Source organism: Chryseosolibacter histidinae, from assembly GCF_018598225.1.
In the GTDB taxonomy this organism is placed as follows: domain Bacteria; phylum Bacteroidota; class Bacteroidia; order Cytophagales; family Cyclobacteriaceae; genus Chryseosolibacter; species Chryseosolibacter histidini.
The window spans coordinates 78,295-91,718 of sequence record NZ_JAHESF010000010.1; the positions used below are offsets into that span (position 1 = coordinate 78,295).

Here is a 13,424-nt window from a genome sequence, read left to right on the forward strand (position 1 = left end):
AATAATTGCTATCTATTAATAACCCCCAAACGATGTATGATGGATCTTATGAGCAGTGTTAAACACAGCCGATCGCTGATTGTGCCCCTGGTAGGAAAGACCAGGTATTTGTTTTTGTTATTCTGTTGCCTGAGTATCTGCAGAGTACAGGCGCAGGTGTTTGAGCAGGTCATCGGATACTCCAATGGAATTATCAACAGGCCTGTGGCCTCTTTCGGAGATAATGGTGTTTATGTAATCGATGAGCAGGCACACAGGGTCATCGGGTATACCAGCGGTGGACAGGTGGCCGTGTCCATTGGCGGATATGGAACAGAAGATGGAAAATTCCGGACCCCTTCCGGCATTGCCGTGGCAAATTCCAAGATCTATGTGGTTGACTCCGGCAATCATCGCGTACAGGTCTTTAGCGCCAGCAGCGGCTCCTTCCTGTACGCATTCGGTTCAGAAGGCTCCGGCGACGGCCAATTCAACACCCCAAAAGGGATCTTTGTTGACAGCTACAACCAGGTGATCGTGGTTGACCAGGGTAACGCCCGCATACAGCTGTTCAACTCCAACGGCACGTTTATACGCAAATTTGGCACGTATGGCTCGGGGAATGGTCAGCTCAACAACCCGGTCGGTGTGTTTTCAGCCGATGTATCATTCCAGCTGCGCATTTACGTTGCCGACGCAGGCAACAACAGGGTGCAGTATTTTGACTATAACGGTGCTTACCTGGGCCAGTTCGGAACGGCAGGCACCGGTGACGGGCAGTTCAACAACCCTACCAGTATCCGCACCGTGACCACGAGCAGCGGCGTGATGCAATTCTTTGTTGCCGACTCCGGTAACAAACGGATCCAGGCTTTTTCAACTGCTGGCGCCTTCTTGGGCATCGTAGGATCGGCAGGTACCGGCGACGGCCAGTTCAACGCGATCTCGGATCTGGCAACTGTTACCTATGGCTTCAGGGCGTGTGACCCGGTGAACGGTACGATCTCTACTTTCCTCGGGGGCGGCACAGGACTTCCCACGTTCAGCAGCAAATTCAGCCAGAACACAACCGCTAACGGCAGGCTGTATTATCCGCAGAACATGGCGAGGCTTAACAGCTTTCTCTATGCGGCGGATAAAAAGAACAAGCGCATCCAGATCTTCAACGTTACGTTCGGCAACGCCTACGAATCCAAGTTCGGTGAAGGTTACGCCGTGGAGGGCATCGCAGTGGACGAGTCTAACAAAGTATACGCTACAAATCCGGTCGACAACAAGATCCGCGTATACAACAGCATTGGCGGTTTTCAATATGAAATAGGAGCCTCAGGTTCAGGTCCGGGCCAGCTCAATACACCTGGCGATCTTGTAGTGGTGAAATCAGGATCTGACAATCTCCTTTATGTGCTTGACAGAGGAAACTACCGCGTTCAGGTATTTAATGCCGCCACAGGGATCCCTGTGCGCAACTTCGGTACGCAAGGAACAGGCAATGGCCAGTTCACCACACCCAACGGTATCGGTGCTGACGCATCGGGCAAGATCTATGTAGCAGAAGACTACCGGATCCAGGTATTCGATGGCAACGGCAACTGGCTCAAGACCATTACGGGCGCGGGACAAGGCTCCGGCAACGGCCAGTTTGATCGCATCCAGGATGTGGCCGTGGATGCCAGCGGGAATATCTACGTTGTGGAAAACAGCAATAACAGGATCCAGCTGCTGACCAGTGAAGGTGTTTTCATCCGGAAGTTCGGCACTTTCGGTTTTGGTGATGGAGAATTCAACAATCCTTCCGGGATCTTTTTGTACGAGAACCAGATCTACGTTGCAGACCAGATGAACCACCGGTTGCAGGTGCTGCAGGCGAAGTCGGCTCCCCAGATCAATTTCTCCAACTTCACCCATACCTTCGGTGAAGCTCCGTTCGCGCTGAATGCCACCTCCAACTCCACAGGCGCCATCACCTACAGTGTGGTGGTGGGAGGCACAGGATCCGTAACGCTGAACGGGAACACGGTTACGCTGACGCAGGCCGGTGATGTGTTCCTCAGGGCGAGTGTTGCGGAAGACGCCAATTATAAGGCAGCTTACAAGGATGTCCAGCTGACCATCAACAAGGGTACTGCCCAGCTCACCCTCAGCGACCTCCAGCATTATTACGATAACACACCGAAATACGCCACGGTCACAACCAGTCCCGCGGGATTGCAAGGTGTCAGCGTAAGTTATGTCAAGGACGGCGTTTATTCCAGCTATGCGCAGGCTATCGGCCAGTATAACGTGGTAGCAACCCTGAACAACACAAATTACACGGCACCAACAGCCTCTGACGTGCTTACGGTCTCCGGTAAGCTGACGCCCGTGATCAACAACTTTAACGACTTCTCCAAAACCTACGGCGAAGGTCCATTTACGCTCAACGCCACCACTAATTCCACCGGGGCTATTACCTATAGTGAAGAGAGTGGCGGCACCGGCGACGTTACGCTTTCGGGCAACACTGTAACGATCGTAAAGGCAGGCTCTGTCTTTCTAAAAGCCAGCGTGGCAGAAAGCGCAAACCATGTTGCGACCTCGAAGACCATTGTCCTGACCATCAACAAGGCCGCAGCTGGTATCACGCTGGGCAGCCTGACGCACGTATATGACGGCGCAGCCAAATCAGCAACCTACATCACAACTCCTTCGGGAAAAGCTGTAGCGATCGAGTATCGCCAGGGTGGAACACTCATTGCCAATCCCGTGAACGCCGGAAGCTACGACGTAACGGCTACTGTGAGTGACGACAACTACCAGGGAACGACTACAGGAATGCTCATCGTCAGCAAAGGCACGGCCGCCGTTAACCTGAGCAGCCTCACCCATACGTATGATGGTTCGGTCAAATACGCAACCTACAGCACCACTCCTTCAGGAAAAACTGTAGTGATCGAGTATCGCCAGAATGGAACACTCATTTCCTATCCCGCGAACGCCGGAAGTTACGACGTAACGGCTACGGTGACTGACAACAACTACCAGGGATCCGCCACCGGCACACTGGTGATCAACAAGGCCACGGCAACGATCAGCATCGGCAACCTCACGCACACTTACAACGGCACCGTAAAAGCCGCAACTGCTACCACCACACCTGCCGGAAGAACGGTTTCCTTCGAATACCGCCAGGGAGGTGTATCGGCTACTCCGACCAAAGCGGGCCAGTACAACATTACCGCTACGGTGAACGATGCCAATTACCAGGGAACGGCTACCGCGTTGCTCACCATCAACAAAGCGCCCCTGACCATCAAAGCCGACGACGTTTCGAGAAAATATGGTGTGGCAAACCCTGCTTCTTATTCTTTCACCTTCACGGGTCTCGTGAATGGCGAAAATGCGCTGGCGGCATTGACCACATTTCCTTCCGCCGCAACAACAGCAACGGTAACGAGCAATGCGGGTACAACCTATCCCATTACGTCCAGTGGCGCTGCTTCCGACAACTATGCGCTCACCTATCAGAATGGCACCCTCACCATCACCCAGGCAGACGCCACACTCTCGCTCAGTAACCTCAGCCACACCTATGACGGCCAGGCCAAGGCAGCTACGGTGAGCACCGAGCCCGCAGGCCTGTCTGGTGTATCCATCACTTACAAACAGGGCGCCTCCACTGTAACACCGGTAAACGTTGGCACCTATACTGTTGAAGCAAGGTTGAGCAACATCAACTATGCTGCCCCGATGGTGACAGGCACCCTGACCATCAGCAACAAACCTGTGGCTTCTATTACCAACTTCGGCAACCTCACCAAAACTTACGGTGATGTACCGTTCAACCTGAATGCCAGCGCCAACTCAACTGGCGCCATCACGTATTCGGCGTTCAGCGTTACCGGTGAGGTCACCATCAGCAACAACACGGTCACGATCCTCAAGGCAGGCACGGTAACGCTGCAGGTCAATGTTGCCGAAGATGCGAATTACGCCGCTGCGTCGCTCCAGGCCACACTCGAGATCGGCAAGGCACCGCTTACCGTCACGGCCCATAACAAGACGCGCCTTTACGGAGAGAACAATCCTCCCCTCACCTGGTCCTTCAGCGGTTTCAAAAATGGAGACGACAACAGCGTCATCGATAGCCAGCCTTACACTTTGCTGGATGCAATAGCCTCATCACCTGCAGGCAACTATCCCATCAAGTTGGCTGGCGCCAGCGATAACAACTACCAGATCTCCTATGCAGACGGTACGCTCACGGTGGCGAAAGCTCCCCTGACGATCACGGCTGAAAACAAAACACGTACGTACGGCGACTCCAACCCGGCCTTCACCTTTACCTATGAAGGATTCAGACTTAATGACTCAAAAGCAGATCTCACAGCACTGCCCGTGGCAACAACAACTGCTACCGTAGAAAGCGATGCCGGAAGCTACGCCATACAATCTGCTGGTGCCGCAGCACTGAATTACCAGATCACTTATGTATCAGGTACACTTACTGTAACCCAGGCGCCGCTATCGGTGAAGGTCGCTGATGCAAGCCGGAAATATGGAGATGCGAATCCCGTGTTCTTGCTCACCTATGAAGGCTTCAGGAATGGGGACGTTGTCGAAGATCTGAAGGTGAAGCCTGACGTTTCTACTGAAGTCGATGAGCGTTCAGATGTCGGAACCTACCCGATCGTTCTGTCTGGCGGCAGCGATCCGAACTACGACTTCGTGAGCTATAGCAACGGCATACTGACCATTGAAAAGGCAGACCAGCACATCATCTTCCCTGCCATCGGCAGCAAGAATGTGAATGATAAGGATTTCGAGATCGGTGCCAGCGCTTCGTCAGGCCTTGCAATAACGTATACAGTGGCAGGCCCAGCGGTGCTTGTTGAAGGAAACAAGATCAGTCTTACGGGCAAGGCCGGAACGGTTACCGTAAAAGCCAGTCAGGCCGGCGATCAGAACCATAAAGCTGCAGCGGATGTGATCAGAACTTTTGCAGTGAACGAGAAGCTTAGCCAGGTGATCACGTTTGCCACCTTCGCACAAAGAACGTTCGATCAGGGCAACGTTGTGCTGAACGCAAGCGCAAGCTCAAACCTGGGTGTAAGCTTCACCAGCAGCGACAACACGGTGGCCACCATCGATGGCAATGTGGTGGTCGTCAAAAAGCCGGGCACCGTGGTCATCACCGCTTCGCAGGAAGGAAACGATATCTACAATGCCGCGCCGCAGGTAAACCGTACCCTCGTCATTGCGAAGGGCGTGCAGCAGATCGTTTTTGATGCACTGATGGAAAAAACATTGGGTGAAGAAAGCTTCAGGCTCGATGCAAAAACATCGTCAGGGTTGCCTGTATCGTACACCAGCAGCAACACTGCTGTGGCCACCATCAACGGTGATGTTGTAACGATCGTAGGCGAAGGTGAAGCGATCATCACCGCAGCGCAGACTGGTAACGACGTATACGCATCGGCGGAAGCGGTAAACCAAAAGCTTGTGGTAAGACTGATCACGGAAGCCGAGTTCACGCCCGACAGAAGTGCCAGCGCCTACCCCAACCCGGCTACCGACCTGCTGGTGGTAGAAACGAAAGTGGCCGCCAGCGGCAGCGTTGTTCGTGTGACGGATCTTCACGGAAGAAACATGAACGTGACCGTTCGCGAGGCAGATGCGTTCACACACAACATCGACGTGAGCTCCCTGCCTTCAGGGGTGTACGTGGTGCAGGTGAACCTGGGCGCCCGTGTGATCACTACGCAACGTATTGTAAAAAGATAAATTAACCTGAGCTGAATACCCGGGAGAGATCACGTGCAAGATTTCGAACGGGTATTTTCTCTCAAAAACATGACAAAGTATGAAGATCTATAGAATGATGCTCATGATCGCGGTGCTGGCCATTGGTACCCTGGTTGGCTGCGACGATGAACCCCAATCCAAAGAAGAAGTTTTTCTGAAAGACCTCAACGGCGCGTGGACCCTTATTGCAGGACAGGTTACGGTAGACCAGAAAGACGTTACGAATGCTTTCAAGGGAATGACGATCACCTTCTCCACAGGCAAGAACTACGCCGTGATCAACCCCGCGCCTCCCCTCTGGCCTGCCGGTGGTTCATTCACACTGGAAGCAGGAGACAATGGTTTATTCAACATCCGTCGTGATGACAACGTGCTGGTTAGTGTAAAATCGCTCACCTCAACTACCGTCTTGCTGGAGCTTCAATACACCGCCCCTGCCGGCAGATCGAACAGTGTTAGCGGACGGTATGCTTTTATGATGACAAAATAGTTACCGGTTGCCGGTTTCGGATGAGCTTCGGATATCACAATTGTGTTTCAATTCTACTTGAACAGAAACCGAAAAGTGATTTCAACACCTCACGAAACCGGCTATCCGGTAACCGGCAACTGGCAACCAATTTAACTCTTCCAAAATGACCCGAGTGTTCCTTTGCCAGCCTGACCATTACAAGCATGTGCTGTCATTCTTTATCGATAATACTGCAGGTTTCAAAGTTGCCGGTGCCTGTCACAAATCGGTGGAGCTGGAAGCGCAGGTTCATCTGACACAACCCAACCTGGTACTGCTCGACATCGCGCTTGGAAATGGAATTGATATGCTCGTGCAGATGAGGAAACATGCACCCACAGCCAGGGTGATCGTGCTCACGGAAACGGAAGACCCCGCGGTTGTTTTGCAATGCCTGGCACTGGGAGCAGCGGGTTATCTCCTGGTACGGAAGACCACGCTGCCACGACTCATCGATTTCATACGCGATGCCTGTGAAGGTGGTGTGCCCATCAGTCCTGCGCTGGTAAAACACATTGTAAAAGCGCTACCTCCCGGGGGCGGTCCTGTTGTGCTGAGCAGCACGCTTACCCGGCGCGAAACGGAGATCCTGCAGCTGATGGTGAACGGACAAACCTACAAAGCCATTTCCTTCAGTCTGAACATCGCGCTCGATACGGTTCGCTCGCACATCAGAAATATTTATGACAAGCTCGAGGTCCATTCGAAATCAGAAGCCGTGGTGAAAGCGCTCAGGGAAAGAGTAGTTACGAGTTATTAACTTCTGGTTACGGGGCTACCGACTAACAGCTCGAAGCTTAGGACCCGAGGCTGCTCCTGCTGCGTTTCATATCTTTTAAATACGCATCCAACAAAACGAAGAGCATGCCGGTCATGATCGAAACGTCGGCCATATTGAAGATGCCGGTCTGGAAGATCACAAAATTGATATGTAAAAAATCCGTTACGGAGCCATAAACGATCCGGTCGTAGATATTACCGATGCCACCTCCTACAACGAAGCAGATACCGGTGAGCGAAAGGGAAGAAAGTTCCTTGCGTGTGAGCACGTACACCAGCGCCAGGACGAGCACGGCAAGTGGTAAAAAAGTGAGCAGCGTTACCTGCAGCGCCGGCGACAACGAAGATCCAAGGCTTAAAAAAGCGCCTTTGTTCTCGATCCTGGTCAGGGTCACGTAATGGTTTAGCAAACCGATGCGCTCGTCATCCGCGACCCGCGCCCTGACGATCTTTTTCGAGATCTGATCACATCCGACATTCATGCTCAGTAATGCAAATACCAGCAAAATCCTGAAGATCCCTTTTACATTCATATTGGCGGCTATTGGTTAACCAAGATAGTAATTTTTTGTTCAAGAACATCGGTAGACAGGTGCAAGCTGCTAGCCACGGCTGCGAGGGGGATACCGTCTCAAAGCTCGAGGCTCGAGGCTCGCGATTCACAGCTGTGTTACAAATCGATAAGTACCGCTATCAATGATAATGTAGACCCCAAGCCCGATCAGCACCGCCGGAAAGAGAATATGGTTATATTTTTTCAACCTGTCCGTTACCACGGGATGGCTGGTGGCATACGCCGCAATGGCGAGCCAGACATACACCAGCGCCAGGAAGATCAGGGTGGTGATGCCCAACTCGGGCAGCGATGCTTTCGCGAAAAGCGGAACATAGATACCGATATTGTCACCACCATTGGCGATGGTGATGGCCGCAATGCCGAATGCTTCCTGGCCGATCATGTTGCTCAGCAGTCCTCCCTTGCGTTTTTTTATTGTTAGGGCATTGCCTTCGTCATCATCTGCCTTATTCTTCACGTGACTGACGATCTTGGCTACGCCGAGGTAAATGGGGAACAACCCGAGAAGCCCGATGTATGGCAGGGGCACCACGATACCGATGAGCGCTCCGGCGATGCTCAATAAGATCAGCGCGATGATGCCCATGTACTGTCCGGCAACAATGCTTCGCCGCTCCAGCGAATGCGGCACCTGGGTGAACAGGGTCATCAGGATAAAAATATCATCGATATTGGTAGAAACGAATGCGATAAACGCCGTAAGCACGGTTTCAGTCATCGACCAGGATTAAATGATTTACAGGATAAACAGGATTTGAGGGAACAAGGTACGGATTTCACGCTGAAACTCAGTATGAAAATAGTTTCGGGGATGAGACATGAGATAATGCAACCCGAGTCTCAAATCTCATCCCGATAGCTATCGGGACTCAAGTCTCATATCTCTATTTGAACTTGCGCAGATCGTAGGTGATCATGAGCATGTAGTAGCGTGTGAGGGCGTTGGTCTGACTGTCTTCGATGTAGGTTTCGGTCACGTCGCGGTTGATGCTGCGGTTCTGATTCAGGAGGTCGAAGCCACTGATGCGGATGTCGAGCGATTTGTCTTTGAGCAGCTTGTAGCCGATGGCCGCGTTCCAGAACCAGATGCTCTGGTTGAATTCTTCACCGAGGCCGGTATAGACGGTGTTCACCAGGTTGGAATTAAAAACGATTCCCTTCCAGGGTTGCCATGTAAGCCGCAGCGATGTGAGGTGTGTGAAATAATTGTTATCGGAGCTGGTTTGCAGCGTGTTCTTGACGATCACATAGTTGGCCGTGTAAGAGACGGTGAAATCGATCGCCTCGTGGTTACTACCCAGCACAATGCCTTCGCTGAGGGAATAGTTGTGCGCAAGATTGGTCCTGCCGTTGATGAGCGCCGGCGTACGGTTGTAATTGAATCCCGTGTTCAGGTTCAGGTTCGATTTGATGGCCGACATCGGCACACCGAAAGTAATGAACGTTCTGGCGTTCCAGTTCTCAGGCACGTTGATGGGATACGTCAGCTGTGTGCCGCGCTGGCTGAGCCTGACACCATTTACCGTAGTATCTTTCTCGGCGCGGAAGGTAGCGTTGCCGATATAATCCTTTACATAGTTGGCGAACAGGAACACATTAAAGCTCGACGCGGTCTTGAAGTTGGTTCTTCCATAACGCAATGTGAAAGTGTGCTGATAATCCTGTTTCAGGTTGCTGTTACCACTTCGCAGGAATAACGGGTTCCGGTTGTTGACCACGTTCTGAAGCTGCGATACGGTAGGCGCATTGGTGGCAGTGCGGTAATTGAAGCGCAGGTTCGCGCCTTGCGAAAACTTGTAATTGAGCATGGCCTGGGGTAACAGGTTCTCGAACGAGCGCTGAAGCTCGAAGGGCTGCGGAAAATCCTGGGTGCTGGCCAGGTCGGCGTATTGAAAATTCAACCCGGTCATGAAATTGAACCGCTTCTTGTTGTAGCGGTAGCTGGCACCGCCGCGGTTGGAGAGATAAGTATTCTCGAACACGTTGGTCAGCAGCGTATCGAGGGTGAGGTTGGCGCCTGTTTCGGGGTTGATGTCGAATGTTTGTTTGCTGGTGCTGCTTTTGGTGAGCGAGAGTGTATAGTTGACCTGGAACTGGCCCGACTTGCCGATAGGCTCCGTAAAGGCAACATTGGAAGAATACGTGTCGCTGGAGGTGATCTGATCGGCGTGCTGATCGATGCGCACCGTGGTGTCGTTGAGAAAATCGTCGTCGACCGAGCGGAGACCGGAGTCGGCATCACGGTCGTTCAGGGTTACCGTTGCATTGATGGACGCTGAGCGGCCTCGTTTTTTAAAACGGTGTCTGAACAGCACGTTATTCGAAAAGTTGTAACCCGTGTTATAACCATAGTTGCCATTGTCGAGGTGGCGCTCCTGCGTTTCGCTGGTCAGGTAATCGCCGCCCAGGTTAGACTGCGACCGGTTGCGCTGCTGGCTGAATGCCGGCGTGACCACCAATGAATTTGCCGAGTCGATCTCGTATTCAAGGCGGAGGTTCAGGCGGTGATTGAAATTGGTGCTGGTGGCCCTGTTGCGCTCGGTATAAACCAGGCCACTGTCGCGCTGGGCAATGAAAGTTCGCTCCAGCGATGTTCTTCTGTCGTTGTCTGCCTTGTTGAAGAAATAACTGCCTGAGAGCTCCACCTTCTTCCACTCGTTGCTGTAGTTGAGGCCCATGGCATGCGTTGTCGAGATCCCGCTCTGCTGACCCACCTGAAAATTGCTGCTATTGTTATTATTATTCCCGCCACCATTGGTCCGGCCTCCGCCACGACCACCGCGGCCTCCCCCTGACGAGGTGCTGTTGCCGGAGATGCCCAGCAGGTCTTCATTGCTGAAATTCTGTTGATTGATATTGTTGGTGAGACCGATCGCGGAAAGCTTGCGCGCACCTTTGAAGGCGTTCATGTTTCCGCCAGCGATGTATCGTCCGTTCTCTCCCGCGCCCGCGTAAATTTTCCCGAAGTCTCCCCTGCTCACACCTTTCTTGGTAACGATGTTGATGGTCTTGCGGGTTTGCCCGTCGTCGAACCCGGTGAACTGGGCCTGCTCACTCAGGCGGTCGAACACTTCGATCTTGTCGATCACTTCGGCGGGCAGGTTCTTGAGTGTGATGTTCGGATCGTCGCCAAAGAAGGGTTTGCCATCAACGAGGATCTGCTGAACGTTCTCGCCCTGGGCCTTTACACCGCTGCCGTCTACTGTGATGCCCGGCATTTTGGTGATGAGGTCTTCCACGTTGCCATCGCGACTTGTTTTGAATGCATTGGCATTGTATTGAAGGGTGTCACCTTTCTGCTGCACGCGGATCTGCGTATCGGTTACCTCCACAGCTTTCAGCGCCACGGCCGACTGCGAGATCATGAGCGGACCGATCTCGATATTCTCCCCTCTCACCCTGATGAATCTTTGCCTGGTGGTATATCCGATGTAGGTTGCTTTCAGCCGGTAGCCACCGGGGGCAACATTTTCGAATCTGAAATTTCCATCGATGTCTGTCAACGTGCCTTTCCACTGTGTGGTGTCGCGTACAGACCTGAGCACTACGGCAACACCCGGTAGCGGTTCCCTGGCAGTGCTGTCGATCATGGTACCGGACACGCTGAAGGTTTGCGCCGACGAGGCATAACCAATCGCCATCAGGACAATGATCAGCAGCAGGGATTTAGTCGTAAGGCCAGGCATCTCTTCAAACATCAGGTATGATCCGTAATCTGTTACAAATATCTGTTAATCTCCTCTATGATCTGAGCTTTATCGTGTCATCGGCTAATGGAGAGGACCAGAGGATTTAACAACGCGTGCAAATTAAGGAACAATGTTGAGGGAAATTTGAAGGGAGAAAAGTTGCCAGTTACCGGTTACCAGTTGCCAGTTTAGTGCAGTGTTACTTCAAAGTTCGGTACTCCGAACTGATGAGCAAAGCACAGGCCTTGTCATTACCACCTCACTAAACTGGTAACTGGCAACTGGCAACCAATTAATGTACTTCGCCGGCTTCCATGGCTTTCTTTTCACCGCTGAAAGCTGCGCTCGCTACGGGACCTTTCACTTCGAGCTTGATCACGGTGGCGATGGGATCGACAGATTTGTTTCCAGCTTCGATGATAACACCCTGATCATCGACGTTTGTTTTCAATGACTTGCCACCCGCCAGCAACCTGGCAGATAACACCTTGTTTTTCAGGCCAGGCACGACCAATTTTCCGTCAGCGGGCCATTCAAAAACAGAGAGATAAAGTGTTGTGTTTCCGTTCTTCTCTTTGCGGGTGCAACGTCCCCAACTGAGGGGCTGAAGCGGGCTCGACTTGCTTCCATAGATCGCCTCGCCATTTACTTTCATCCACGCACCGATCTCTTTCAGCGCTTTGATGCTTTGTTCCGGGAATTCACCGGTGGCTTTCGGGCCTACGTTCAACAGGTAGTTACCTCCCTTGGAAGCAATATCGATCAGGTTGCGTACCATGGTCTCCGTGCTTTTCCAATTGTTGTCGTAGCTTTTGTAACCCCAGGTGCCGTTCATGGTCATGCAGGTTTCCCAGTCTTTGCCGTCGAGCTCATCGAGCTTGGGAATTCTTTGTTCCGGTGTTTTGTAATCGCCGGGAAAATTCGGGCGCTTCAGGCGATCGTTGGTGATGATCTTCGGCTGCAGGGCGAGCTGGGCATTGAGCTTCTCGGCATATTCGTCCGTCATGCCGGTAGGTGTATCCCACCACAGCACAGCGATATCTCCATAGTTGGTGAGGATCTCTTTTACCTGGGGCACAGCGATGTCGTCAATGTACTGCGACATGGTCTTGGTGGTTTGCACCGGATCCCAGTGTCCGCTGTTGGCAGCCGTATAGGCATCGATGCGGGCGGAGTCAGGGTTGGCCCAACCTTCTTTGGTGAGCTTTCTGGCGACGGCACCACCGGGGTTCCCCCAATCCTGCGCATGTGAATAGTACAGTCCGAGCTTGATGCCGTGCTTCCGGCAGGCTTCTGCCAGCGGTTTGATCAGGTCTTTGCCGTAGGGTGTGGCATCCACCATATCCCAATCAGTCACTTTTGAATCGAACAGCGCAAAGCCATCGTGGTGTTTCGCGGTGATCACGATGTATTTCATGCCGGCGTCCTTGGCCATCCTTACCCAGGCATCGGCGTCGTACTTCACAGGATTGAATTGTTTCGCATAGGCCCTGTAATCAGCTACGGGGATCTTTCCACGGTTCATGATCCATTCGCCAATGCGGCCGATCGCCTGACCATTGTGGGTTCCGGCAGGCACGGCATAAACACCCCAGTGAATAAACATGCCAAAACGGGCCTCCCGCCACCATGCCATCCGCTCATCACGGTTATCGGTCTGTGCAAGAAGTACGCTCGTGACGAGCGAAATGATCAGTGCGGTTAGTAAGACTTTTTTCATCTGTGCTGATTTTTCTTTGTTGTTTATGTACCAGACGTAAGATGACGCCTGAATCCCTAAACCGCTCATCAAATCTGTAATCAGTATTCGGTAATCAGGTAATCGGGTTACTGATCATTGATTACTGATTACCGATTACCGGTCACCGATCACCGTCTTTAGTAACATTCTACCATTCATTTTGGTAAAAAAGTACCATTTCCGTTCAGCCGCTTTCATTGTAGTTTTACCGCCATGATCAGTTATAAAAAGCTCAAATCCGAGGTTCAGGTCCAGATCAGGGTTGCCCTGGTGTTTGTTGGCATTCTGGTGGCGATCGTCGTCATCCAGGAGCTGATGGCGCTTTAATCCATCGCTTCCTTCCCACCCTTCTGTGCGCAATTT

The 13,424-nt window shown here is 52.3% G+C and carries 7 protein-coding genes; 3 read left to right on the plus strand and 4 right to left on the minus strand.

The annotated features are described in order from the left end of the window. Positions 1 to 36 precede the first annotated feature (36 nt). The 3 genes from KK083_RS11970 (at position 37) to KK083_RS11980 (ending at position 7,034) form a co-directional block, all read left to right on the plus strand. Complete coding sequence (locus KK083_RS11970; protein WP_254163470.1) at positions 37 to 5,742, plus strand: MBG domain-containing protein; 5,706 nt, start codon at positions 37 to 39, stop codon at positions 5,740 to 5,742. Between the two features lie 79 nt (positions 5,743 to 5,821). After that, positions 5,822 to 6,253: a hypothetical protein gene (locus tag KK083_RS11975; protein WP_254163471.1), complete on the plus strand. Its 432-nt coding sequence runs from the start codon at positions 5,822 to 5,824 to the stop codon at positions 6,251 to 6,253. A 145-nt stretch (positions 6,254 to 6,398) separates the two neighbouring features. Next, on the plus strand, positions 6,399 to 7,034 hold the full coding sequence (locus KK083_RS11980) for a LuxR C-terminal-related transcriptional regulator (RefSeq protein WP_254163472.1): 636 nt from the start codon (positions 6,399 to 6,401) through the stop codon (positions 7,032 to 7,034). A 37-nt stretch (positions 7,035 to 7,071) separates the two neighbouring features. Here the strand turns inward: KK083_RS11980 and lspA are convergent, their stop codons facing one another. The 4 genes from lspA to KK083_RS12000 form a co-directional block, all read right to left on the minus strand. Continuing rightward, positions 7,072 to 7,587, minus strand: a complete 516-nt coding sequence (lspA, locus tag KK083_RS11985) for a signal peptidase II (RefSeq protein ID WP_254163473.1) — start codon at positions 7,585 to 7,587, stop codon at positions 7,072 to 7,074. A gap of 126 nt (positions 7,588 to 7,713) precedes the next feature. Next, the gene (locus tag KK083_RS11990; protein WP_254163474.1) at positions 7,714 to 8,349 is read right to left on the minus strand and encodes a cadmium resistance transporter; all 636 of its coding nucleotides are present in this window, start codon (positions 8,347 to 8,349) and stop codon (positions 7,714 to 7,716) included. A 166-nt stretch (positions 8,350 to 8,515) separates the two neighbouring features. After that, positions 8,516 to 11,329: a TonB-dependent receptor gene (locus KK083_RS11995; protein WP_254163475.1), complete on the minus strand. Its 2,814-nt coding sequence runs from the start codon at positions 11,327 to 11,329 to the stop codon at positions 8,516 to 8,518. Positions 11,330 to 11,612: 283 nt separating this feature from the next. Further along, positions 11,613 to 13,040 (minus strand): alpha-L-fucosidase, encoded by a 1,428-nt coding sequence (locus KK083_RS12000; RefSeq protein WP_254163476.1) that lies wholly within the window; start codon positions 13,038 to 13,040, stop codon positions 11,613 to 11,615. Positions 13,041 to 13,424 lie beyond the last annotated feature (384 nt).